We start from the raw sequence: 23907 nt of genomic DNA, 5'->3' as shown, positions 1-23907 counted from the left end.
GGAACGCTGACAGACGTTTTTCCGGTCGAACGGCTTTTGCGAAAATATCAGCACCGTCTCGTCTTGACTTACGCCTGCGGCGTCCCCCGCGTTTCGGCTCTTACGCAGGCGTTCTCCCGCCCGCCGTCCGCTGCGGCGGCGGATCGCCGCAGAGCACGATCACGGCCCGGGTACCCTTCCCCGGAACGGAATGCAGCGTAATGCCGCAGTCCGGCCCGCAGAACAGCCGGATCCGTTCGTTCACGTTGTACAGCCCGTAGCCGCCGGTTGCCCCGTCCGCTCCCGTCAGCCGGTCAAGCTGCCCGGCGGTCATTCCGATCCCGTCGTCCTCGACGCAGAGCATGTATTTCCGGTCCGCCAGCAGCTCTCCCGTAATGCGGATGACGCCTTTCTTGCCGTCCTTCTCGCGGATGCCGTGCAAAATCGAGTTCTCGATCAGCGGCTGCAGCGTTATTTTCGGAATCTTCAGCGGCAGCAGTTCGTCGGAGACGTCGACCTCGAACCGGAAGCAGCCCGGAAAACGGTTCATCTGGATGTTCATATAGGCCTGGGCCAGCGTCAGCTCGTCCCGCAACGTCAGGACGTCCCTGCCGCGGCTTAAGCTCAACCGGAAATATTGGGCAAGCGCATTCAGCATCGAGCTGATTTCGCCGGCGCCCCTGCGGATCGCCATCCAATTGATCGTCTCGAGCGTGTTATAGAGAAAATGCGGATTGATTTGCGCCTGCAGCGCCCGCAGCTCGGCTTCCCTTTCTTTTGCCTTCGAGCTATAGTATTCCTCCATGTAGTGCTTCATCGTGTCGATCATGCCCTGTACGCTTTTTTCCAGCCGGAGAAAAGCGCCTCCCTGCAGCGGGACCTGACCCTCCAGCAGCTCGATCCCTTCCTCCTTCACCATCGAGGCAATCTGCCTGACGCGGCGTACCATGCTTTCCGTTACGGTGGCGAAGATGGCAAAAGCCGCGAACAGAAACAGCAGCAAGCCGCCCGTCACCAGGATGAGCGCGGTCGTGGAGGTGGAGGTCAAATTGCCCTTCGTAATCGCTTTTCGCGGAATTTCCGCAACGATTTTCCAATTGGCAGCCGGTATGCTTTCGTAAATGTCGTACACGCCGCCGCGTCCGTCGCCGGTCCGTTCGACGCCCTCTTTGGAAGTGCGAATGCGTCCAAGCTCTCCTGCCGGAAGCAGCGGCTTCCCGATCATGCCTTTATCGTCGTAGGATACCGCCCGTCCCCCGTCATCCAGGATGAAGGCGCTTCGCGACGAATGGAAAAAATCGACCTGGTTCAGGATGCCATGCAGCAGATTTTCCGGCACGTCCAGCACGAGCACGCCGAGAATGTGGTGAAAATTGTCCGGGTCTTTGACGATCCGGGCGCACGAGAGCACGTATTTCCCTTCGTCGTCACCCAAATAATGCTGCCTGCGGGTCGGCAGCCAGACGATACCGCCCTGCTTCGCCGCAACCTCCCGGTACCAGCTCTCCCCTTCGATCTCCTCGAGACTGAAAAAATTGACATGCTCCGAGGCATACATTTTCGTATCGTTCACAAAGAGGCGCACCCGATAAATTTCGTCGTTGCTCTGGATCGAATTGATCAGCTGCGACAGCTTCTTCTGCTCCTGCAGCTGGCGAAGCACGGTTTCGTGCGGGGATCCGGCCAGATTTTGCAAAAAATCCTGGTTCATGATCAAAATGTCGGACAGCTCCCCGATTTTGGAAAGCCGGTACGAAATGTTGATCTCCACCTGCCGGATCGCCTGGAGCATGGAGTTCGTCACCTCTTTCTCGAGCAGACCGGACGTCCGTTCGTAATACAAATACGTCAGCAGGCAGGTCGGCAAAAAAACAAGCAGCACATAAGCCGCCGCGATTTTGCGGCTGATGCGGACGATGGCGCCCGTGCGCTTCAAGGCTTGCAGTCCGTTCATCCGCGCGTCACCTTCCGTCCAGCCCCGATCGCAGCGAAGCGAGAGCCCGCTCGCGGTATTCGCTCGGACTGAGCCCGCAGTATTTCTTAAACTGCTTGCTGAAGTAGCCCGGCTCCGCATAGCCGATGGCGAAGCAGATATCGTACAGCTTCGTGCCGGCGATCTCCAGCAGCTCTTTGGCTTTCTCCATGCGGACTCGCGTCAGGTATTCGTTAATCGTTTCGCCGGTTTCCTGTTTGAACAGCAGGCAGATATACGTGGACGTCAGATAGACCTCCGCCGCAATTTCCTTAATGGTCAGGTTTGTCGAATAACGTTCGTGAATCAGGCGCTTCACCGTTTCGATCAGGCGGCTAGACTTTTGCAGCTTCATCCGGGCGACAAGGCGGCATGCGCGGAGCAAATAAGCCTCGATTCGCGCCTGCATATCCTGCAGCGTCTCGAGCTCGAAGAGCGTTGCGCGCAGTTCCCTCTCTTCCCGCTCCAATGCTTCGTCCTGCAAATTAAGGTCGATGAGCAGCTTGGAGGCGCTTAACAAAGTTTCCAGGCAAATCGTTTGGCACGATTTCAGGCGAACGGAACGGCAGCGCGACAGCTCGGCAAACAGTTCGCCGGCGTACTGCGAAACCTTGTCCGCGTCCCCCGCCTTCAGCACCGGCCCCGTCTGCGCCGCCAGCTCGGACAGCCGGCGGTGGCCCGGGCTGCCGCCGTTTCCCAGCTGGTCCACCGTGATAATATGGTTTTTGCCGAGAAACAGCTTCAGAGAAGCGGCCTCGCTCGCCATGCGGTACGATTCGTGAAGCTCCGTCAGCGGGCTCACGACTTCGCCCAAGCCGATGGTGAGGCTGATTTCGGCGAATCGGCCCAGAAAAGCGCACAGCTGTTTCTTGACTGTTTTGAGCAGCGCGTACAACGTGTCCCGGTCCTCCTCGGACCGCAGGGACACAACGGCCACGAACTCGCCCCGGTTGTATTCCAGGACGCAGCCCGCAAGTCCGGGCCCAAGCAGCTCCAGGCAGATGTTTTGAACGGCGAAGGAGCAGAGTTCGATGTCCCGTTCGGGCATATCCTTGAGCACGACGGCCTGGTCGTCGATGCGGATGATGACCGCGCAGCAGTCCCCGCCGATCGGAAAGTCGAGGCCGAGAAACGACATCTGCTTCGACAGCTCGTTCGCGCTGCGCTCCGTCCCCCGGATCAGACGGGTCCAGAACTTTTCCCGCAAAAGCGGAATGCTCATCAGCAGCTTGTTTTCCATCTCCTGCATCTGCCGCTGCACGGTCCGGTCCTTCTCCGCCCGGTCGACGACCTTCCCGATGACGTCTTCAAGCTCCGCCAGGTCGATCGGTTTCAGAATATAATCGGCCGCATCCGTTTTCAGCGCGGATTTCAAGTAATCGACGTCGTCGTATCCGCTGACGAAGATCAGGTGGGTTTTCCTGCCGCTTGACGCGATCCGGCGGGCCAGCTCGATCCCGTCCATGCCCGGCATTTTCACGTCGGTAACCACGATGTCCGGCTGCAGCGCCTCGAACAGCTCCCAGCCCCTGCCGCCGTCATCGGCCTCGCCGGCCACCCGGATGCCGTAGCGGCTCCAGTCGACGCATTCCGAAAGCCCAAGACGAGTCGAAGGCTCGTCGTCCACGATAATCATGCTGTACATCTGCCGTTCACCTCACCGTTTTTTGCGTCCTTGTACCGAAAAACAAAGAGCGTCCAGGCCATGTCGAAACGACATGGCCTGGACGAACCGAACCCGCCGTTTATTGCGGGTTCACCGGTCCTTTCGCGTGTTTCGCCGCTTCGGGATTCAATACCTGACGGTCTTGGAGCAGCCGTTTGCGCAGCTCCGGGTACGGCACGTCTTGAACGGCGCAGCCGGACTCGGCGGCCAAGACGGCGACCGTCGCGGCGGACTGGCCCAAAATCATGAATACCGGCTCCATGCGAATCGAGCCGAAGGCGATATGGGATGCCGACAGACAAACGGGTACGAGAAGGTTTGTGCATTCCTCGCCTTTCGGCACGATCGCCCGGTACGAAATCGGATACGGCGAGGACGGCGGGACCTCCACATTGCCTTCGTTGATGCAGCGGCCGTCAAGCGCGATCCGGCGGCAGTTGTGGGAATCCATCGTATACGCCGCCAGCCCGACCGAATCGTCCGCCGTCTCGAAAAACCGGCAGTGGCGTTCGGTCATCACCAGCCCGGAAACCATCCGGCGGGCTTCCCGGACATACAGCTGGCGCGACCAGTGGCCGGTCTGCGGGTATTCGTCCGCGGGCAGCCCCCACTGCGCGGCTTCCGTCCGGATCGGCGCGGGAATACGTTCGTCGTTCGCGAGAAAATACAGGAGGCCGGCCGTATAGTTCACATGATCCTGGAAAATCCGCTCCCGCTCCTCGTAGCTCCCTTCCGGCCATCGGTAATTCATCCCGATATAGTCCGTGCTGACGGCACCGTAATTGTTGAGATCCGTCTTGCCTCCGGGCATATGCCCGAGCAGCTTCAGGGCGTCCCAGACGCCGGCACGGATATAACGCTCGAGCAGGACATAGCGGTCCGGGTTGTAACCGGCCGGCATCGGAACCGGCAGCCGGTTGTCCGGCCGGTTCGTCAGGCAGATGCGGAAGTTGTAAGCCTGGATGGAAGCGTCGCCTTCTCCCTGTACGCCCGGGCGATCCGCCGTCACGCCGAAGGCAAGGCCGCTGTCCGGCTTTCCCTCCACCCGGTAAGGATCGACCCACGCTTTGAAATTGTGGTTCGGGTGACCGAAATGAATGCCGTTCAACGTTTCCTTATAGACGGCGTTGGATTCCCTTCCGACATGGAAGCTTACGCCCGCGCGGGCCATCAGATCGCCTTCGTACGTAGCGTCGATGAACATCTGCGCTTCGAAGACGTTTCCATTTTCCATGCGGATCGCCTTGATCCGGCCGCCTTCGGTTATCGCGGCATCCAGGTGCTGCCCGTAATAGACCGGAATTTCCGCTTCGGCAATCCAGTCCCGGAACACCCGTTCCGCGGCGCCAGGCTCGAACTGCCAGATCGCGCCGTCGCCGTCAATCCTCCGGTCACCGGCGTACCGCCTGCCGAGCTCCGTGTAAAATTCGCGGGCGATGCCCCCGATGGCGGCTTTATTGCCGATGTCGGTATGGCCGAGACCGCCCGCGGACAAACCGCCGAGATGCTCGCCGAATCCGGCGATGACCGCGCGCAGCCCCATGCGCCGCACCTGCAGGGCGGCGGCGACTCCCGCCGAGCTGCCGCCGTAAATGCACACGTCCGCGCGGACGGTTTCGGGGTTGCTTTCCGCCTGCCGGGGACGATAATATCGCAGCGTTTCGAATGTCAATCCGGACACGTTCCCTCGCTCCTTCCTATTGCTGCTCGTTCGATTTCGCGTGCCAGTCGTTCACTTCTTTGTCCGTCGCTTCGCCGCCCGCCTGCAGCCACTCGTTCTGAAAATTCTTCAGCCCGCCGTCCGTCACGCCGCCGACAATCGCATTGACGCTGTAATCCCGCACGAGGTTGTCGAGCTTCTGCGAGTCCTGGGCCAGGTTCGGAAGGAAGGTGGAGAAGCCGAGCACGTCCGGTTGCTTCATCTCGTCCGGGATATCATTGATTTGCTTGAACGCGTCGAACATCGGCTCGCTTTTGCGCAGACGAGCCTGCCAGTAATCGAGAAAATGCGCCTCGTCCCGGCCCATCGTATAATCGCTGGAATAGCCGCGGTCGTCGAAGAAGGCGGGCTGAATCGGCAAATATTGGCCGTTCTCCACTTTATAGTCGACCCCTTCTTTTCCGATGTACATTTCCTTGAACGTTTCCGGGTCGAGCGTGGCGTTGATGTATTTGATCGCGTCTTCCGGATGCTTGGCTGTCGTAGGCACGACCATGTACCAGTCGAAGCCTTGGCCTACGCCGTAGCCCTTCTGCCCGTCCGGTCCGGCAAGCGACGGAATATAAGCGTATTTGGCGCCCGGGACGTTCTTCTTCAGCGCCTCGTCGAGCGTCGGGATTTTATACCACGGTACGAATTCCGCGCCGGCGCGGCCGCTCGTAAACTTCTCGTCCGCGGTTTCCTCCTTGTTCGTGGCGAATTCCGGGTCCAGCAGCCCTTGATCGTACAGCGATTTCATATAGGCTAAATAATCGCGCAGCTTCGGGTCGAATGCGCGGCTCACCAGCTTCCCGTCCTCGGGATTCCAGGAATTGTACAGTCCGAAAGCGCCGAGAATGCCGTCGACCATCGGCAGCGTGCCGGCGATCGTGAACGAAATGTTCTGCTTGCCGTTGCCCGCAGGGTCCTTCTCTTTAAACGCTTTCAACATAGCCGTGAATTCGTCCAGCGTCGCCGGCATTTTCAGGTTCAGCTTCTCCAGCCAGTCCGTCCGCACCATGACGCCGCCGCCGACATAGCTCGTATTCAGGTCCGGAATGGCGTAAATTTTGCCGTCCACCTTGACGGCGTCGAAGCTTTTCGCGGAAATTGCGGCTTTGATATTCGGCCCGTACTTGTCAATGAGCGGGGTCAGATCGGTGAGCGCCCCGTTCAGCGCGAAGCGGAAATAGTCCTGCTTGCCGGCCTTCACCAGGTCGTAATCCGCGCCGGAGGACATGATCAGGTTCAGCTTGTCGGAGGCGTTGTCCTGCGGCAGCTTGTCGTACTGCACCTTATACCCCGTCGCCTGCTCGAGGAAATCGGATACCGGCGTATCGTAATTATGCTTGGCGTAGCCCTGCAGCATTTTTAAGACCGGCTTTCCGGCAGCCGGCTGCGAGCCTTCCGCCTTCGCTCCGTTCGCGGAGCCGTCCCCGTCCGCCGCGTTCGAGCCGGAGCCCCCGCAGCCTGCGAGCAGCGAGGTCAAGATCAGCATCGCCGCCAGGAGAGCGGATGCCGCTTTGTTCGTTTTACGCATTGAAACTCCTCCTTCAACCGTATACATATTTGTACTTTTCGCCCGGCCGAGGGCCGTCAGCCCTTGACCGACCCGACGAGTATCCCGCGGATAAAATAGCGCTGCAGAAACGGATAAACGAGCAAAATCGGCACGGTCGACACAATGACCGTAGCGTTGCGGATCCCTTCCGGCGAAATGTTCATCAGCTGGTCGATATTGAGATCCAGATTTTGTCCGCTCGTGTCCGATTCCAGCACGATATCGCGCAGGTACAGCTGCAGCGGCTTCAGCGACGGATCGCTTAAGTACAGCATGGGATGGAACCAGTCGCTCCAGAACGCGACGGCATAGAACAGGCTGACCGTCGCGAATACCGGCGCCGAAATCGGCACGATGATGCGCAGCACGATCGTCAGGTTCGACGCCCCATCGAGCTTCGCCGATTCCTCCAGGCTTTCCGGCAGGCTTTCGAAGTAGTTTTTGACCAGGAGCATGTTGAACACGTTGATCAGCCCGGGAAGCACGAGCGAGCTGAGGTGGTTCATCATGCCCAGCTGCTTGATCAGCAGGTAGCTCGGAATCATGCCGCCGTTGAACAGCATCGTGAAGACGTACATAATGAGGACGAATTTCACGCCGGGCAAATGCTTCTTGGACAGCGGGTAAGCGCTCACGGCCGTGAACAGCACGGCACCGAGCGTCCCCGCTGCGGTAACGAGTACGGAAATTCCCAGCGCGTGCAGGAAAATGCGGTCCGTCACGACGTAGAACAGATTTTCCAGGTTGAAGCCGACGGGCCATAGGCCGACCCGGCCGGATGTGACCGCCCAGTTCGCGCTCAGCGATTTGGACAGCACGTTCAGGAACGGAAACAGGCAGGCCGATGCCGCAAGGAGCAGCAGTCCGTAGACGGCGGCGTCCAGCGCCCGGTCGGATGCAGGTTTGGTTTTCAAGCGGCGTCCCTCCTACCAGATGCTTTTGCCGGTCATTTTCCGGCTGAAATAATTGCCCGCCAGGACGAGCGCAAAGCCGACCGCCGATTCGAACAGGCCGACCGCCGTCGAATAGCTGTATTCCATCGAGCCGAGCCCGACCCGGTAAATGTAGGTGCCGAGCACGTCGCCGGACGGGTAGACGGTCGGATTATAGAGCAGCAGGATCTGCTCCGTCCCGGCTTCCAGCACGCCGCCGATGCGCAAAATCAGCATCAGCACGATTGTCGACGCGATGCCGGGAAGCGTGATCATGAAGATTTGCTGCACCCGGCCTGCTCCGTCCAGCTTGGCCGCTTCGTACAGCTCGGGGTCAAGCCCCGCAATCGCCGCGATGAAGATAATCGCGTTCCAGCCCGCTTCCTTCCAGCCCGCCGTAACGACGACGACGCTGCGGAAGAAATGATTGTCCATCAGAAACGGAACCGGTCCGCCGCCGAAAAACTGGATGACGTGATTAACGATCCCGGTCGACGGAGACAAAATATTGACGAACAAGCCGGCTACCACGACCCAGGACAGAAAATGCGGCAAATAAATGATCGTCTGCACGGCGCGTTTGAACCACATGCGTGCAACCTCGTTCAGCAGTACGGCGATTGCGATCGGCACCGGAAACAGCAGCACGATTTTGTAGAGGCTGATCAGCAGCGTGTTGCGCATGACAACGAGAAAGTCGTGCGATGTAAACAGCCGATGAAACTGCTGCAGGCCGATCCATTCGCTGCCGCCGATGCCTTTGAAAATGTTAAAGTCTTGAAACGCGATGACCAGGCCGTAAATCGGGGCGTATTTAAACAGCAGGAGAAACGCAAGCCCCGGTACCATCAGCAAATAAAGGTCGTAATTGCGCTTGATCGCGGACAGCCGCGGATGCCGGGACGGGCGTGACTGCATCCTGCTCCGGCCCGCCGCGTTCGTTTCGTTCACCTTACCGCCTCCTTTTTCGATGAATAGAACGCCCGCGTGACCACGGGATTCCTTGTCCGCCAGCCGGCGTCATGCCGGGCTGGCCCTTTGCCGGACGAAAGGCGGTTTGCAGCCGTCAGCACGGCGCGGTTAAAACCTGCCCGTCCGCCAGCAGGCGCCTGCGGAGCCTGCCGTAATCGACGCGCTGAACGGGGATATTCGCTTCCAGCGCCATTGCTGCCGCCGTCGCGGCCGATTGGGCAAGCGCCATAAAGACGGGCTCCATTCGGATCGAACCGTACGCGATGTGCGAGGAAGCGAGACAGACCGGCACGATCAGGTTGGCGCATTCCCGCTCCCGCGGCACGATCGAGCGGTAGCTGACCGGATACGGGCACGGGGTGCGGATTTGAATGTCTCCCTCGTTCCGGACGAAGCCGTTCACATCGACGTACCGCTGCACATTATGCGAATCCATCGTATACGAGCCCATGCCGACCGGGTCGTCCGCCGTCTCGCGGCTCATGACATGATGCTCGGTCATGACGAGCTCGCCGATCATCCGCCGGGATTCCCGGACATACAGCTGCGGCGTCCAGTGGCCGTTATCCGCAAATTCGTCGAGCGGCAGCCCCCAAGGCTCGTAAAACGCCCGAAGCATCTCCGGTACCCGAGGATGATGCTGGAGCGTCCATACGAGGCCGCGCTGGTACCTCTCGTGGGCCTGCGCGATCGCTTCGCGCTCCTTATAGCCGGCCTCGGGATAACGATCGCTCATGCCGAGGAAGTCGGTCGAGAAGCCGTCGTCGTTGTTGGAGTCGGTCTTCCGGTTCGGCAGCATGCGCAGCTTGAAAAACTTGCTTTGCCCCCGCTCGATGGCCCGGAACAGCAGCTCGAAATCGCGTTCGTCATAGCCGTCCGGCCGCTCGATCGGCATTCGGTTGCCCGGGGCGTCGGTCAGGCACATCCGATAGCAGTAGGCCTGGATGCGGCTGTCGCCGTCGCCGTCGTTGCCGCCCGCATCCGGATTGACGCCCGGGAGCAGTCCGCTTGAGGGCCGGCCGGGCACGACATACGGGTCGATACCGGCCGGCAGCTGGTTTTTCACCGCTGCGGCGGTCTGGATGCCGTTATAACGCTCGCCGTAGACCGCGTTCGCTTCGCGGCCCAGCGAATAGCTGACGCCGGCCCCCGCCATGAGGTCTCCCTCGTAGCTCGTATCGAGGAAAACGCCGGCTTTAAACGTCATCCCCGACTCCATCCGGATCGAATCGATGCGATTGCCCGTCTTCGTCACGCTTCCGGCCAAATCCAGCCGTTCCCCGTAAAAGACCGGGATTTCGTATTCCTTCACGAAATCGCCGAAAACGTCCAGCGCGGCTTTCGGCTCGAACATCCAGACCGGCTCCTCCTGACCGTACTTCCTCCCGAGCCGCGCGTAAAATTCCCGCGAAAGCCCGCCGATCGCCGACTTGTCGCCGAAATCCGTATCGCCGAGCCCGCCGCTGGTTAAGCCCCCGAGCCGGGCGGACGGCTCGATAATGGCGACGCGTTTACCCATTTTGACGGCCTGCACGGCGCCGATGACGCCGGCGGACGTTCCCCCGTAGACGACGACGTCAAATGCATGAGCCGCGCCGTTCTCCCCGCCTATGCTGTCCCCTCTGATTTCATTCGCCACCTTCGTTTCCTCCCGTCTGACGGTCCAGATTCGTTTTCCAGTATACCGCTTCGCCAAAAGCCCCGGCCCGGTACATCTTTATCATGTTCTGGCACATATGTATAGAAAGCGGCGGTCTCTACCGGAGCGCCCGGGCCGGATAAGGATCGGCGCCGGGCCGCATCAAACGCCGGCTCTGCGCCTTATCCGGATGATGGGGAAGTCTTTATTCGAAATTCGAAGCCCGTTTCCGGCCTGGTGCCGGCAGTCTTGGACAACACACCGAAACGGCAAAAAACGCCCGCCATCCTTCACGGACAGCGGGCGTCTTTCCCCGATGGGCTTCTTTTGTAAGGATTGGCCGTTTCCCGGCCGGACGCTTCACGCCTGCGCTCCGGTCTCCGGCGCAGCCGGAAACAGTCTGCGCAGCTGCGGCGGTATCCCCCTGCTCGTGCGGGCTGCTACGTCCATCGTCACGCTGGTGACCAGCGCGTCGGCGCGCAGCTCGCCGGCTTCGTCCACGATCTCCTGCTTCAGCGCATAGCTTGTCCGGCCCGCCCGCGCGGGAGCGGTGCGGATCGTGAGCTTGTCGCCCTGCCGGCACTCCCTGCGGTAATTGATATTGATATTGACCGTGACCGTCTGAATGCCCATCTCCAGGAAAACGCCGTAGTGCAGCCCGGCCTTCTCGTACCATTCCTCGCGGCCCCACTCCAGATACTCCAAATATTTCGCGTTGTTCACATGTCCGTTCACGTCGATTTCGGTGGAACGGACGACGATATCGATTGCGGCTTCCAAGCGGGTCTTCATCTCCTTCAATTGGCGGTGGCGGAACGGGGGCCGGTTTCCGTTATTCGGCAGCGGCCGGTGCCGACGCCCGCTCCCGCGCCTTCCCGGAACCGATCATAAACGAGCTGAGCAGCGAGACGACGCTGATCACGAAGCCGTAGAGGAACATATGACCGTAGCCTTCCATCGAGCTTTGCGTTTTCGCCAAAAACGCGCCCATAATCGTGACGCCGACCGCCGTTCCGATATTGCGCGAAAACATTTGCACCGACGTGGACACGCCTTTCTGGTGCGAATCGACCAGCTGCTGCGAGCCGATGACGGCCACCGTCGACAGCAGCCCGAACGCCAGTCCGAGCAGCAGCGAGCCGGCGAAAACGAACCAGAAGCCTGAGCCGGACGTCAGCAGAAGGAACCACGCGCCGGATACCACCAGCACCGCGCTGGCAACCATCATCAGCGGACGGTAGCCGAAGCGAAGAATCCATTTTCCCGCCGGGACGGCCGCCGCCATCCAGCCCGCCGACATCCCGAGCATCGCGACCCCGCTCATGAACAGCGTAAGGCCGTGCTCCTGCAAAAACAGCGGCAGGTAGCTGGTCGCGCCGAACAACGACGCATAAGCGAGAAACGTGTTGAAATTCATCCAGGCGACCGGCCGATTGCGGAACAGGGCGAGCGGCACGATCGGCGACGCATGCCGTTTCTCGTACGCCACGAACAGGGCGAGCAGCAGCAGGCCGCCCGCCGCGTAGATCAGGTAGCCGCCGTCCACGACGGTCAGCAGGAGCAGCAAGCTGATCGCCCCGGTAAAAATGACGGCCCCGAGGTAATCGATTTTCGACCGCTTCGGTTCGTATTCCTCGCGGTAAGGAAGCAGCAGCAAGATCGACAGCAGACAGATCGGGATGTTGACGTAGAACACCCAGCGCCAGGACGCATAGGTGACGAACGCGGAGCCGAGCAGCGGCGCGATAATCGCCGATATGCCCCACATCGCCGTGAACAGCGCTTGGATGCGCCCGCGCTTCTCAATGGAGAACAGGTCCCCCGCGATAATCGCCGGGAACGGGTTCATGACGCCCGCGCCGATGCCCTGCAGCGCCCGGTACAGGACGAGCTGAACCATCGACTGCGCGCTGCCGCACAAGATCGAGCCGAGCAGGAACAGCACGATGCCGACCGCGAACACGCGCTTGCGGCCGTACAGATCGGAGATGCGTCCGGCGATCGGCGCCAGCACGGTGGAAAAAATCATATAGCTGGCGAACGTCCACGCATACAGCTCGAAGTGACCGAGCTCCTTCGCGATGACCGGCATTGTCGTATTCGTAATCGTCGCATCCATGGATGCGACCAGCATCGCCATGACGATGCTGGCCAGCACCACGATTCGGTTGTTCATTGGATTGACCTCCCGGTAACATCAAAATCTTTCCGTCGCTGACGAAAGAGGGGCTGCAGCAGGAGGAGGACGCCAAAGCGCACGCGGGAAGCGCCGTCCGCCGAACGCGGCAGCGGCAAAAGACACCGCACGGGGCAGGCGCAACGCCTGCCCCGGGAGGCCGCGCGCTTCGTACTAAAGCCGTTCGGATACGACCTTCGCCTGGGTGAACAGCAGCAAATAATCGCGGCCGCCCGCCTTCGAATCGGTTCCCGACATGTTGAACCCGCCGAACGGATGGGCGCCGACGAGCGCGCCCGTGCATTTGCGGTTCACGTACAGATTGCCGACGTGAAAGTTTTCCCTGGCGTATTCGATCCGCTCGCGGCTGCGCGAGACGACCGCGCCGGTCAGGCCGTATTCCGTATGGTTGGCGATGTCGATCGCGGATTCGAACGACTCCGCCTTCATGAAAGCGACGACCGGGCCGAAAATTTCCTCCTGCGCGATTCGCGCTCCCGGGTCGACGTCCGCAAAAATCGTCGGTTCGATGAAATAGCCGCCCGGGTCCCCGCTGCCGCCGCCGTGAACGAGCCGTCCTTCGCCGCGCCCGATGCCGATATATTCCATAATTTTGGCGTGCGCCTTGTCGTCGATGACCGGCCCCATGTAGACGCCGCGCTGCGCCGGACGGCCGACGGAAATGCGCCCTGCGCGCTCGATCGTTTTGGCCAGGACGGCGTCGTAAACGTCCGCGTGCACGATCGCCCGCGAGCAGGCCGAGCATTTCTGCCCGGCGAAGCCGAAGGCCGACGCCGCGATGATATCCGCCGCCTCGTCCGGGTCGCAGTCGCGGTCGACGACGACCGCATCCTTGCCGCCCATCTCCAGCGTGACGCGCTTGATCCACAGCTGCCCCGGGTGCCGGGCGGCCGCCCTGAGGTTGATGCGGAGGCCGACGTCCCGCGAGCCGGTGAAGCTGATGAAGCGGACGAGCGGGTGGTCGACCAGACAGTCGCCGACTTCGCCGCCCGGGCCGGGCAAAAAATTGACGACGCCGTCCGGAACGCCCGCTTCCGTCAGCAGCTCGACCAGCTTGGCGGCGATGACCGGCGTTGTGCTGGCCGGCTTCAATACGACCGTATTGCCGCAGACGAAGGCGGCGGCCGTCATGCCCGTCGTTATCGCCAGCGGAAAATTCCACGGCGGGATGACGACGCCCGCCCCGAGCGGGAGGTACGTCAGCTCGTTGTCCTCTCCGGCAATGCGCGTCAGCGGCTGCGGCCCGGCCAGCCGCTCCGCCTCGCGCCCGTAAAATTCGAGAAAATCGATCGCCTCCGCCGTCTCGGCGTCGGCTTCCGCCCAACTTTTGCCCGCCTCGTACACCATCCAGGCGGAGAACTCGTGCTTGCGCCGGCGCATCAAGGCGGCCGCTTTGTACAGGCAGCGGGCGCGCGCCGCGGCGGGCGTCCGCCGCCAGCCTTCGAACGCGGCGGCGGCCGCCTGCACGGCCCGCTCCGCGAGCGCCTTGTCGGCCTGGCGGACGAACCCGACCGCCTGCGCGAAATCGGCCGGGTTGACGGACGGGACGAGCCGTCCCTCCGCCACCCGCCGGCCGCCGACGACCGGGCCGTACTCCCGGCCAAGCTCCGCGGCTACCTTGGACAGCGCCGCCTGAAACGCCTGCGCATGGCGCTCGTCGCCGAAATCGGTAAACGGTTCGTTGCGAAACGATTCCATCATGATGGTTTCCCTCCCATCGGAGCCCGAAGCCCCGCGAGTGTTCTTAACAACACTGTAAGCGGGGAAACCGGGAATCATGACCGTTCGCGGCAAAAGTTTATCGGGCGGATAAGCTCGGAGCGGAAAACGGCGAGTTGAAAAGCGATTGTGCGAAGCGCCTTCATTCCGGGCTATCGGCCCGCCGGAGACTCCTCCGATCCGAATGCATCGGCGATGAAATGGTGTAACACGCCTGCCGAAAATGTGCAAGTTTAGACTTGCACATTATGGATCGCATTTGAAAAACAAACCTTTACAAGAAATTTGAGAGGTAACCGGATCGCCCGGGATCGTTATCCGCAACGCCGGCTTTACAGCAAACCGACCTGCTTCAGTCCGTTCAATATTCCGTCTTCCGTAACGTCCGTCGTTACGTACTTGGCGGCGCGCTTCACCTCGTCGGGGGCGCCCCCCATCGCGATGCCGTGGCCGACGAACTGGAGCATTTCGAGGTCGTTGTAATAATCGCCGAACGCGTACACGTCGTCAATTCCGATGCCGAGCCTCTCCATAAAGCGGGCGATGCCGGCCGCCTTCGAGCCGTCCTTCGGCATGACGTCCATCGAGACGGGATGCCAGCGGACGAAGCGGAGAACGCCGTATTTTTGCCTGTATGCCGCTTCTTCCGCTTCGGTGCAGAACAGCAGCGTCTGGTAAATGTCCCTGCCCTGCCCGTACGCCGGATCGAATTCGGGCAGCCCCATCCGCAGCGAATGGAAGCCCTGGTCGATCCGGTCGTGACGGGGCACGTTCGCCCGCATCCCGTGCTCGTCCTGGTAGACGAGCGGATGGCCTGATGCGGCGGCATCTTCTGTTATCGCCCGCAGCACATCGGGCGGAATCGGGTTCCGGTGAAACGGCTCGTTCCGGAACACCGCGTACTGCCCGTTCAGGCTGACGAAGGAGTCGATCCCCAGCTCGTCCCGCAGCGCTTTAAACATGAACGGCGCACGTCCGGTCGCGATCGCCAGCACATGGCCCGCCTCCCGAAGCTTCCCGATCGCCTCCTTCGTCGTGGCCGGCAGCCTTTTCTCCTCGTCGAGCAGCGTTCCGTCAATATCGAAAAAAATCAGTTTCCGCAGCATGTCTTCCTTCTCTCCCTTGTCCGATGTCTCTCTTTTTTGTGCATGAAGCCATTATAGCGCAAATTACCCGGCGCAGGCGCAAGGAAGACGGAAAAAAGCCCGGCGGCCCGCGGAAAAGCGGGCCAAACGGGCTTGAAAGACTGCGGAAGCGGCTGCGTCTTCGCGAAGCCGGCTGCCGCCGGTACGGCGAGCCGGACGGGTGCACCGGACGCGGGACTTGCCGCCGTACAGTGCGCCAGACGACGCCAGGCTGGCCGCCCGATTCGGCGCGCCGGCAGGTGCCCGGAAGCGAGGCTAGCCGCCCGAAACCGCCTGCAGCACGAGCAGCCTGTCCCCTTCCCGCAGCGGGATGCGCCGGTCGGCCAGCCATGCGATGTTTTGATCGTTGTAGTAAAGCAGGACATGCGGACGCAGCTCGCCGGATTCGCGGTAAAGATGATGGCGCAGCAGCGGATAATCGCCGAGCAGCCGCTCCAGGGCGTCTTCCAGCGTATCCGCTTCCAGCCGAAAACGGCTGCGCCCCCCGGTGCAGTCCGCAAGCAGGGACGGGACGCTGACTTCGATGCTCATTCGTCGACCCGCCACGTTTTGACCGACAAAATGCGCGACAGCAGGCCAGGCAGCCGCTTCCACGTCACGCCTCTGTCGAGCGAGCAAAACAGCTCGCCCGAGGTGGTGCCGAAATAAAGCCCGTAGTCGTCCAGATCGTCAAGCGCCATCGCGTCCCGCAGCACGCTGACATGGCGCTGCTCGTCCGGCACGACGTCGCCGACGGGCAGCCACTCGCGCTCGTCGCGGTGGCGGCGGTACACGAGCATCCGGCCGTCCCTCATCGTCCGCTGCTCCGAGCTTTCCAGCGGAATGATGAACATGTCGCCGCCCGGCGACACGCAAAACGGAAAACCGAACGGCATGTCGCCTTCCTTTATCGTCAGCCCTTCCTCGATCGGGTACCAGCTTGCGCCGCCGTTGTCGGAGCGGAACACGCCGCAGTGCTCCTGCATGTAAATCGTCTCGGGATTCAAAGGGTCGGCGGCCATTTTATGAATGCAGTAGCCGACCTCCGGATAGGGCTGCCCTGTGGGCACCCGGCCCAGGCCTTCGTTGCTCGGGCTCCACGTCTCGCCGCCGTCTTCCGAGCGGAACACGCCGACGGCCGACATAGCGACCCGGATGCGCCGCGGGTTGCCCGGGTCGACGATCACCGTATGCAGGCACATGCCGCCTGCGCCCGGGAACCAGCCGGGTCTGGACGGGTGCTTCGTCAGGCCGTCCAGCTCGTTCCAGGTCAGGCCCGCGTCGCGGCTGACGAACAGCCCCGCCTCCTCGGCGCCGGCGTACAGCGTATCGGGCTCCGACGGAGCGCCGGGCGCGATTTGCCAGATGCGGTTCAGGCTGAAGCCCGTCTCCGCCGCGTATTTGGGGCCCTGCTCCACCTGCGTCCAGGTCGCTCCGAGGTCGTCGCTGTACCGGATCGTCGCCCCGTAGGCGGCGTGCGAGGTGCCGGCAAACAGCCGTTTGCGTCCGCCGCGGCTGTCGCCGAACACGCTGTAGGCTTCCCAGCCGGACAAATACGGGCCGTCCAGCCGCCACTCCGATCTGCTTTCGTCCGACGAGTAAATAAATACGCCTTTATTGGTGCCGACCAGAACCTTGATTCCCTTCGCCACGCGCAGCCCTCCTTCGAAATTAAAACGCTTTCATCGGGATGCGAATATATATTCGCCTTTTATCCGGAAAACCCTTTTTCCGAACGATGCTTTTTATTGCCAAAACGAAACGGACCGTTCTCCGTTTCGGAAAGCGGCCCGTTTCGTTCGGACGGGGAAACGCAAACTCCGCGGCTGACGAAAGGTCCCCTGCAGCCCCGGTATCGCACTCAATTGCCCGCAAAATCCGTCTTCCGCCCTTCCGGTAAAGGCTGAAACCCGGCATTCTCAACGGCCGGCCCGGCGAGCGTCGTTTTCGCAAACCGGATCCATTCCTTCGCGGCAAACGACAGGTAACCCTCCTTGCGCCAAATCAGCGTGACCCGCCAGGGGATTTCGGGGCCGGTCAGCGCCACGGAATGCACCCGTTTCGGGTCGAGCCCCGCGCAAATCGTTTCGGGAAGCAGCCCGATGCCCAGTCCGCCGGCCGCCATCTCTGCAATAAAATCCCACTGCGAGCTTTCGACCAGCACCCGGGGCTGGAAGCCCGCGCGGGCGCACTCGGCGAGGATGCGGTCGTGCAGCGCGAAATCTTCGCGAAACAGAATAAACGCTTCTTCCGCCAGATCGGTCATGGCGACCTCCCGCCGGTCCGCCAGCGGATGCCGCGGATGCACGACGAGCATCAGCTTTTCGTCCAGGAAAGGATACAGCTCGAACAGGTCGGGGCTCACCGGGAGCAGTACCGCCGCCGCATCGAGGCTGCCAGCCGCCACCTCTTCCTCGAGCTTTTTCGAGCCGTCCTCCATCATATGCACCGCAATGCCCGGATACCGCTGCCGGAAGCCGCTCATGACGCCGGGGAAAAATTTCGAGCCGACCATCGGCGGCAGACCGATGCGAATGCTCCCTTTCCTCAGCTCCGTGAGGTCGTGCAGCTCGGCGGTCAGGCTGCCGAACGACTGCACGATTTCCTGCGCCTGACGGGCGACGATTTGCCCGGCATCCGTCAGCTCCATGCCTCTTTTGCCGCGGATAAACAGCCGGACGCCGAGCTCGTCCTCCAAATTTTTGACCGTTTTGCTGATCGTCGGCTGGGTAATGTGAAGCGCCTCGGCCGCTTTCGTGAAGCTGTTTCGGCGAACGATCTCGAGCACGCACTGCAAATCTCGGATGTCCATTATTCCGCCTCTTTCCATGCCATTTTGGAATGTTTTTGATTCGATATATTCATTTTACCAATGAAAATAATTGATGTAAACTTCAGTTAAACGGAGGTGGTTCCGATGCGCGGTGCTTTGAAAATCGTCATGCAAATCGGTTTTTTTATCGGCGTTTCCATTCTGATGGACAGCTTGGTGCGGGCGCTTCACTGGAAGGTGCCGGGGAGCCTGCTGGGCATCGGGGTCGTCTTCCTCCTGCTGCAAACGAAAATCGTCAAGGTCGGCTGGATCGATGCGGGGGCAAAATGGCTGCAGGCCGAAATGCTGCTGTTCTTCATCCCCTCGGCCGTCGGCATGCTTCAATATAAATCGCTGATCGCCGCAAACGGCGTGCGCATCATGGCCGTCATCGTCTGCAGCACGTTCGCGGTCATGGCCTGCGCCGGACTCGTTGCGGACCGGATCGCCAAACGGAGAGGAAAGGAGAGGGTTTGAATGCTGCCGGTTTTTAGCTTCATCTTGACCGCGATCGTCTACTGGGGGGCCAAACGACTTTATGTCCGCGTTCCCCGCGCCTATTTGTCGCCGCTGATCGTGACGCCGGCACTCGTCATCCTGATCGTTCTGTGGGGCGAGGTGCCTTATGCCGATTACAACACCGGGACGAAATGGCTGACGGAAATGATCGGCCCCGGTACCGTCACGCTGGCGGTGCCGCTGTACAAAAATTTGGGCATGCTGAAAAAGCATGCCGCGGCGATTACGGCAGGCGTCCTGTCCGGCGCGATTCTGGCCATTCTCACGTCGATTCTGCTGGCGAAGGCGTTCCATCTAACGACGAGTCTCACGGAAAGTCTGGCTCCCCGTTCGGCGACGACGCCGATCGCCATGGCGGCGGCGGGCGTCATCGGCGGCATACCGAGCATGACGGCCGTGTTCGTGCTCATAACGGGTATCCTCGGCGTCGCCGCCGGGCCGCTCGCGATCCGGCTGCTGCGCATCGAGCACGAGGTCGGCCGCGGCGTGCTGCTCGGCACCAGCTCGCATACGGCCGGCACGACGAAGGCGTTCGAGTTCGGCTCCGCCGCCGGCTCAATCTCGAGCATTGCGATGATTATGACGGCGTTCATCACGTTTTGCGCCGCGCCGTGGATCTTGACAGCGCTGATGCGGTAGCTTCGGCCGCTGAGCCGTTGAGGGCGTCCCGCAGCCTATCGGCTGACCGGGACGCCCTTTTCGTTGTGCCGGCTCGGCTTTGCGCGGCGGGTCCGCGATAAGGCGAGATAGCTGGCGACGGCGCCCGCTTCCGCCGCCGCCACGACGATGCCGAGCGGCAGCGCCGTCCCGCTGCCCGCGACGCCGACGAGCGGCGCGGCCGCCCCGCCGAACACGAACGACAGCAGTCCGAGCAGCGCCGAAGCGCTGCCGGCCTGACCGCCCTGATTTTGCATCGCCAGCGAGAAGGTCGACGTCGAGACGACGCCGACGCTCGAGATGACGAGGAACAGCGCCGGCAAAATCGCCGGCAGCCCGAGTCCGAAAACCGCCGCGGCCAGCAGCAGCGCGCCTCCTGCGGCGGCGGAGGTCAGACCTGCGGCGAGCAGCCGGCGCTCGCCGATCCGTCCGGCAAGCCGTCCCGTCGTCTGGCTGGCCGCAATGATGCCGAGCCCGTTGACGGCGAAGCAGACGCTGAACATTTGCGGCGATAAGCCGAAAAGGTCCTGCAGCACGAACGGCGACCCCGAGATGTAGGCGAACATCGCCGCCATGACGAGCCCCTGCGTCAGCGCGAGGCCCATGAACGTCCGGTCGCGCAGCAGCCTGCCGAACGCCGCCGCGGTGGCGCCGGCTCCGCCGCGCATCCGCCTGCCGGGAGGAAGTGTCTCCGGCAGGCCGATCAGCACCGCTGCCAGCATCGCCGCGCCGACGGCGGCGAGCAGCGCGAACACGCCCCGCCAGGAGGCGGCTTCCAGCAGCTGGCCGCCGATGATCGGGGCCAGAATCGGCGCGGCGCCGTTCACCAGCATGAGCAGCGCGAAAAATTTAGTCAGCTCCGGGCCCGAATACAGGTCGCGCACGACCGCACGCGAGATGACGATTCCCGCCGAGCCGGCCAAGCCCTGTACGAACCGCAGGGCGATGAACGCACAGGCGGTCGGCGCGAAGACGCACAGCACCGACGCCGCCGCATAGACGATCAGTCCCGCGGTCAGCGGCGCCCTCCGTCCGCGCTGGTCGCTGAGCGGCCCGGCAAGCAGCTGGCCGAGCGACAGGCCGAGCATGCAGGCCGTCAGGCTGAGCTGGGTCAGCGACGTGCTGGCATGCAAATCGCCGGCAATTTTCGGCAGCGCGGGCAAATACATGTCGATCGACAGCGGCCCGAACGAAGCGAGCGCCCCGAGAATGATGGCGAGCTGCAGCCGCCGCGGCGGTCGGGTCTTCCGTGCGCCCGGAGCCGATTTCGTGAACGCGTCAGGTTCCATTGTTGAAGCTCCTTATTTAAGGTCAATATCTTTTTCATTACCTAAAGCGTAACGCAAGCGGGTGCCGGCGGCAATAAAAACGGATAAACACGCCCGAATGCCGGTTTATCCGCTGTCGTAGTTATCGTTATCTTTCAACCTTTAGATAAAGCCGCCGTTAACCCGGATCGTCTGTCCGGTAACCCACTGGGAATCCGGTCCGGCCAGAAACAGCACCACATTCGAAATGTCATCGGGCTCGCCCAAACGCCCAAAGGCGTTCATGCTGCCTACGCTCCGGATTTGCTCCGGCGTCTTGCCGACCGTGAACAGCTCGGTATTGACCGGACCGGGAGCGACCGCATTGATCGTAATGCCTTTCGGGCCCAGTTCCTTCGCCAGCTGCCGCGTAATCTGCTCGACGGCTCCTTTCGTTGCTGCGTACGCGCTGTAGGCCGGAAACATTTGCCCCGTCACGGACGTCGAGAAATTGATGATGCGCCCGTTCGCGTTCATATGCCTGGCCGCCTGCTGGATGGCGAAATAAGTGCCTTTGACGTTCACCGCGTACTGCCTGTCGAGATCCTCCTCCGTGATGTCGGCGAGCGGCTTCGTAATCATGATCCCGGCGTTGTTGACGAGGATATCCACCTGCCCGTAAGCCTCCAGCGTCTGCCGGAACAGCTCCTCCACCTCCGCAATCCTGCCGATGTCCGCCCGGATCGCGGTCGCTTCCCCGCCTTTCGCTTTGATGCCGTTTACGACTTCCTGCGCCTTCTCCGGACTGCTCGCATAGTTCACGACCACCTTCGCGCCGGCGAGCGCCAGCGTTCCCGCAATATCCCGTCCCATTCCCCGCGATGCGCCCGTTACCAGAGCGACTTTACCGTTCAAATTTGCCGTCATTGCGATCTCCTCCTTGTGATTGGCCGGTTCGAGCCCCCGTGCCGGGCAGCATTGGACTTCATCAGTCTCCGGTTATTTTGAAACCGAAGCCGTTAATCCATTCCCCCGATACCGCGATCCGCATATCGGCATCGTGCTTGGCGACGTCCGGCACCGGCTCTGTTTGGTGTTTTGATTATATATAAACTACAATCAGATTTCAAGTATCAATTTTATGATTTTGTCATTCCAATTTTAAAAATCACGTACCGGATGGATTGGATTTCTTGTTAGACGTCTTTTAGGCGGCAAAAAGCCCTCCCGATCGCGAAAACGGAAGGGCCTGCAGGGGCCGGCGGTTATTTGGGCGGAAAAGCCTCGATTCCGCCAAGCAGCAGCTTCCAAACGGCATCGAAATCCGCATCCGTCCGTTCCGCCGTCCATTCGCGGAAGTGGGCGGGATGATGAAAGCGCGAGGTTGCGAAAAAAATCGCCCTGGCCGTGTCCGGAGAATCGACGGCTTTGAATTCTCCCGAGCGGATTCCGCCCTCGAGAATTCCGGCGATCTGCCCGATCAGCCGGTTCACATGGGATTCAATCATCCCGGACGCGTCCGCCGTTACGGCTGCATACATCGCAAACATCTCAGGGTCTTCGCCGGCGAAGGTCCGCTTGCTGCCGATCAGCGTTTCCAGCCATAAACGCAGCCGCGAGGCGAAGCTCCCGTCCGTACCGCCCGCGATTTCCGCCAGCGGCTCCGCGATGCTTCGCGTCAGCCAGCGCTCCGTTACTGCCTCGCGCAGCTCGGCCTTGCTGCCAAAATGCCGGTACAGCGTGCCGTGGCTCACCTGCAGCGCGCGCGCGACATCCACCACGGACGTTTTATCCGGTCCGAAGCGCCTTAACACCTGCTCGGCGGCATCCATAATGTGTTCCCTGCTTAAAGGCTGATCGTTATTCATGACCATCCGTCCTTCTCTCCGTGTTTCCCTTACTATATCAGAACGATTTCGAAGGAACAATAATATAAATCTGTTAGTTGTATTTTGATGATAATTTATTTTTATAATCTCGATATAAAATCAAAAATTCTATCTATCGAAAAGAGCTGTTATGCTGATTTTAATCCGCCGTTCATGATAAGGAGAGATGGAGCTTATGCTGAACAAGAAAACCGGGTTAGAGGACGTTGTCGCCGCCGAAACGGAAATTTGCCACGTCGACGGCATTCACGGCGATCTGATTTACAGAGGATATCGCGCAAAAGAGCTGGCGCTGCGCTGCTCGTTCGAGGAAGCGGCCTTCCTGCTGTGGCGCGGCCATATGCCCGGAGATGCGGAGCTCCGGGCATTCTCGGAGCGGTTGGCCCTTTTCCGCGTTCTCCCTCCCGCGCTTCGAAAACTGCTCGACGCCATGCCAGCCGAAGCGCCGGCGATCAGCGTGATGATGGCAGCCTGCGCGGCCATGGCGGAAGCCGGCTTGGATCGGCCGCCCTCGGAGGAGCAGGCGCTCCGCATAACGGCGCTGCTGCCGGTTATTCTGGCGTACCGGTACCGGTCGGTCCGCGGAATCGCCTGGAACGACCGGCCGGAGGCGGCCGGCCACGTCGATCACCTGCTGCGGCTGCTGCTCGGCCGCGCTCCCTCCGAAGCCCACGTCCGTGCCATGACCGCTTATATGGTGCTGACGATGGAGCACGGGCTGAACGCTTCGACGTTTGCCGCGAGGGTCGTCGCTTCCACCGAATCCGACCTTTATTCGGCCGTCGGCGCGGCGATCGGCGCCATGAAAGGCCCGCTCCACGGCGGAGCGCCGGCCGGCGTTCTCGCGCTTCTGGACGATATCGGCACGAAGGAGCGCGCCGAGCCGTTCCTGAGCGAGCTGCTGGAGCGCGGGCGGAAACTGCCGGGCTTCGGTCATCGCGTTTACAAAACGACCGACCCCCGCGCCGAAGCGCTTCGGGAGGTTGCCGGATCGCTCGCCTGCGGCGACCCGTGGCTTGACCTCGCCGTTCACGTCGAGCGGACCGGCGTCCGGCTGCTGCGGCAGTTCAAGCCCGGCCGGGAACTGTATGCCAACGTCGAGTTTTATGCCGCGGCCGTCATGCGTGCCGCGGGTCTGCCGCCGGAGCTGTTTACGCCGGTGTTCTCCGCCGCGCGCGCCGTCGGCTGGACCGCGCATGTGCTGGAGCAGGCGGCGAATAACCGTATATACCGGCCGCAATCCGTTTATGTCGGGCCGATGCCCGCAGAATAGCTATGCGCAGACTGCGGCAGATCCTGCGTTGCTTGCCCTGCAGCCGATGC

Annotated in this window: 20 protein-coding genes; 3 read left to right on the top strand and 17 right to left on the bottom strand. The window is 61.4% G+C overall.

Going from position 1 to position 23907, the window contains the following annotated elements; translation table 11 throughout:
• Nucleotides 1-100: 100 nt before the first annotated feature.
• The 14 genes from PD282_RS05440 to PD282_RS05375 all read right to left on the bottom strand — a co-directional run bounded on the left by PD282_RS05440 (nucleotide 101) and on the right by PD282_RS05375 (nucleotide 18272).
• A complete protein-coding gene (locus tag PD282_RS05440) occupies nucleotides 101-1933 on the bottom strand; it encodes a cache domain-containing sensor histidine kinase (protein WP_274649324.1) in 1833 nt (610 codons plus the stop codon).
• Between the two features lie 7 nt (nucleotides 1934-1940).
• Entirely contained in the window at nucleotides 1941-3596 is a 1656-nt protein-coding gene (locus PD282_RS05435; protein ID WP_274649323.1) for a response regulator, read from the bottom strand.
• Nucleotides 3597-3696: 100 nt separating this feature from the next.
• Nucleotides 3697-5298: an FAD-dependent oxidoreductase gene (locus PD282_RS05430; protein WP_274649322.1), complete on the bottom strand. Its 1602-nt coding sequence runs from the start codon at nucleotides 5296-5298 to the stop codon at nucleotides 3697-3699.
• A 16-nt stretch (nucleotides 5299-5314) separates the two neighbouring features.
• The gene (locus PD282_RS05425) at nucleotides 5315-6856 is read right to left on the bottom strand and encodes an extracellular solute-binding protein (protein WP_274649321.1); all 1542 of its coding nucleotides are present in this window, start codon (nucleotides 6854-6856) and stop codon (nucleotides 5315-5317) included.
• 56 nt (nucleotides 6857-6912) lie between these two features.
• Nucleotides 6913-7791: a carbohydrate ABC transporter permease gene (locus tag PD282_RS05420; protein ID WP_274649320.1), complete on the bottom strand. Its 879-nt coding sequence runs from the start codon at nucleotides 7789-7791 to the stop codon at nucleotides 6913-6915.
• Between the two features lie 12 nt (nucleotides 7792-7803).
• Complete coding sequence (locus PD282_RS05415; protein WP_274655056.1) at nucleotides 7804-8727, bottom strand: ABC transporter permease; 924 nt, start codon at nucleotides 8725-8727, stop codon at nucleotides 7804-7806.
• Nucleotides 8728-8875: 148 nt separating this feature from the next.
• The gene (locus PD282_RS05410) at nucleotides 8876-10420 is read right to left on the bottom strand and encodes an FAD-dependent oxidoreductase (protein WP_274649319.1); all 1545 of its coding nucleotides are present in this window, start codon (nucleotides 10418-10420) and stop codon (nucleotides 8876-8878) included.
• Between the two features lie 360 nt (nucleotides 10421-10780).
• Entirely contained in the window at nucleotides 10781-11200 is a 420-nt protein-coding gene (locus tag PD282_RS05405) for an acyl-CoA thioesterase (protein ID WP_274649318.1), read from the bottom strand.
• 52 nt (nucleotides 11201-11252) lie between these two features.
• Entirely contained in the window at nucleotides 11253-12596 is a 1344-nt protein-coding gene (locus PD282_RS05400; RefSeq protein ID WP_274649317.1) for an MFS transporter, read from the bottom strand.
• Nucleotides 12597-12770: 174 nt separating this feature from the next.
• Entirely contained in the window at nucleotides 12771-14318 is a 1548-nt protein-coding gene (gene pruA / locus PD282_RS05395) for an L-glutamate gamma-semialdehyde dehydrogenase (protein WP_274649316.1), read from the bottom strand.
• A gap of 350 nt (nucleotides 14319-14668) precedes the next feature.
• Nucleotides 14669-15442, bottom strand: a complete 774-nt coding sequence (locus tag PD282_RS05390; protein ID WP_274649315.1) for a Cof-type HAD-IIB family hydrolase — start codon at nucleotides 15440-15442, stop codon at nucleotides 14669-14671.
• A gap of 294 nt (nucleotides 15443-15736) precedes the next feature.
• Nucleotides 15737-16012 (bottom strand): MoaD/ThiS family protein, encoded by a 276-nt coding sequence (locus PD282_RS05385; protein ID WP_274649314.1) that lies wholly within the window; start codon nucleotides 16010-16012, stop codon nucleotides 15737-15739.
• The gene (locus tag PD282_RS05380; RefSeq protein WP_274649313.1) at nucleotides 16009-17112 is read right to left on the bottom strand and encodes a WD40/YVTN/BNR-like repeat-containing protein; all 1104 of its coding nucleotides are present in this window, start codon (nucleotides 17110-17112) and stop codon (nucleotides 16009-16011) included. Before PD282_RS05380 ends, PD282_RS05385 begins: the two co-directional genes overlap by 4 nt.
• Before the next feature lie 209 nt (nucleotides 17113-17321).
• Nucleotides 17322-18272 carry a LysR family transcriptional regulator gene (locus PD282_RS05375; RefSeq protein ID WP_274649312.1) on the bottom strand — a complete coding sequence of 317 codons (951 nt, stop codon included), beginning with the start codon at nucleotides 18270-18272 and terminating at the stop codon, nucleotides 17322-17324.
• A gap of 105 nt (nucleotides 18273-18377) precedes the next feature.
• Here PD282_RS05375 and PD282_RS05370 point away from each other — a divergent pair, with 105 nt between their 5' ends.
• Complete coding sequence (locus PD282_RS05370) at nucleotides 18378-18749, top strand: CidA/LrgA family protein (RefSeq protein WP_274649311.1); 372 nt, start codon at nucleotides 18378-18380, stop codon at nucleotides 18747-18749.
• Nucleotides 18750-19430: an LrgB family protein gene (locus PD282_RS05365; RefSeq protein WP_274649310.1), complete on the top strand. Its 681-nt coding sequence runs from the start codon at nucleotides 18750-18752 to the stop codon at nucleotides 19428-19430.
• 35 nt (nucleotides 19431-19465) lie between these two features.
• Here the strand turns inward: PD282_RS05365 and PD282_RS05360 are convergent, their stop codons facing one another.
• From PD282_RS05360 to PD282_RS05350, 3 genes are all read right to left on the bottom strand, one after another.
• Nucleotides 19466-20737, bottom strand: a complete 1272-nt coding sequence (locus tag PD282_RS05360; protein ID WP_274649309.1) for a multidrug effflux MFS transporter — start codon at nucleotides 20735-20737, stop codon at nucleotides 19466-19468.
• Nucleotides 20738-20878: 141 nt separating this feature from the next.
• A complete protein-coding gene (locus PD282_RS05355; protein WP_274649308.1) occupies nucleotides 20879-21622 on the bottom strand; it encodes an SDR family oxidoreductase in 744 nt (247 codons plus the stop codon).
• A 338-nt stretch (nucleotides 21623-21960) separates the two neighbouring features.
• Nucleotides 21961-22563, bottom strand: a complete 603-nt coding sequence (locus PD282_RS05350; protein WP_274649307.1) for a TetR/AcrR family transcriptional regulator — start codon at nucleotides 22561-22563, stop codon at nucleotides 21961-21963.
• 196 nt (nucleotides 22564-22759) lie between these two features.
• Here PD282_RS05350 and PD282_RS05345 point away from each other — a divergent pair, with 196 nt between their 5' ends.
• Complete coding sequence (locus PD282_RS05345) at nucleotides 22760-23857, top strand: citrate/2-methylcitrate synthase (RefSeq protein ID WP_274649306.1); 1098 nt, start codon at nucleotides 22760-22762, stop codon at nucleotides 23855-23857.
• The last annotated feature ends 50 nt before the right edge of the window (nucleotides 23858-23907 follow it).

Origin of the sequence: Paenibacillus humicola (assembly GCF_028826105.1) — a bacterium.
GTDB classification, from domain to species: domain Bacteria; phylum Bacillota; class Bacilli; order Paenibacillales; family Paenibacillaceae; genus Paenibacillus_Z; species Paenibacillus_Z humicola.
This window is presented reverse-complemented; position numbering and strand designations above follow the sequence as displayed.

What these genes read in the sequence shown, in the direction of transcription:
- PD282_RS05425 (WP_274649321.1), bottom strand. Translation starts at nt 6,856, where the DNA reads ATGCGTAAAACGAACAAAGCGGCATCCGCTCTCCTGGCGGCGATGCTG.
- PD282_RS05350 (WP_274649307.1), bottom strand. Translation starts at nt 22,563, where the DNA reads ATGAATAACGATCAGCCTTTAAGCAGGGAACACATTATGGATGCCGCC.
- PD282_RS05355 (WP_274649308.1), bottom strand. Translation starts at nt 21,622, where the DNA reads ATGACGGCAAATTTGAACGGTAAAGTCGCTCTGGTAACGGGCGCATCG.
- PD282_RS05440 (WP_274649324.1), bottom strand. Translation starts at nt 1,933, where the DNA reads ATGAACGGACTGCAAGCCTTGAAGCGCACGGGCGCCATCGTCCGCATC.
- PD282_RS05415 (WP_274655056.1), bottom strand. Translation starts at nt 8,727, where the DNA reads ATGCAGTCACGCCCGTCCCGGCATCCGCGGCTGTCCGCGATCAAGCGC.
- PD282_RS05375 (WP_274649312.1), bottom strand. Translation starts at nt 18,272, where the DNA reads ATGGACATCCGAGATTTGCAGTGCGTGCTCGAGATCGTTCGCCGAAAC.
- PD282_RS05385 (WP_274649314.1), bottom strand. Translation starts at nt 16,012, where the DNA reads ATGAGCATCGAAGTCAGCGTCCCGTCCCTGCTTGCGGACTGCACCGGG.
- PD282_RS05390 (WP_274649315.1), bottom strand. Translation starts at nt 15,442, where the DNA reads ATGCTGCGGAAACTGATTTTTTTCGATATTGACGGAACGCTGCTCGAC.
- PD282_RS05345 (WP_274649306.1), top strand. Translation starts at nt 22,760, where the DNA reads ATGCTGAACAAGAAAACCGGGTTAGAGGACGTTGTCGCCGCCGAAACG.
- PD282_RS05435 (WP_274649323.1), bottom strand. Translation starts at nt 3,596, where the DNA reads ATGTACAGCATGATTATCGTGGACGACGAGCCTTCGACTCGTCTTGGG.
- pruA (WP_274649316.1), bottom strand. Translation starts at nt 14,318, where the DNA reads ATGATGGAATCGTTTCGCAACGAACCGTTTACCGATTTCGGCGACGAG.
- PD282_RS05400 (WP_274649317.1), bottom strand. Translation starts at nt 12,596, where the DNA reads ATGAACAACCGAATCGTGGTGCTGGCCAGCATCGTCATGGCGATGCTG.
- PD282_RS05365 (WP_274649310.1), top strand. Translation starts at nt 18,750, where the DNA reads ATGCTGCCGGTTTTTAGCTTCATCTTGACCGCGATCGTCTACTGGGGG.
- PD282_RS05360 (WP_274649309.1), bottom strand. Translation starts at nt 20,737, where the DNA reads ATGGAACCTGACGCGTTCACGAAATCGGCTCCGGGCGCACGGAAGACC.
- PD282_RS05370 (WP_274649311.1), top strand. Translation starts at nt 18,378, where the DNA reads ATGCGCGGTGCTTTGAAAATCGTCATGCAAATCGGTTTTTTTATCGGC.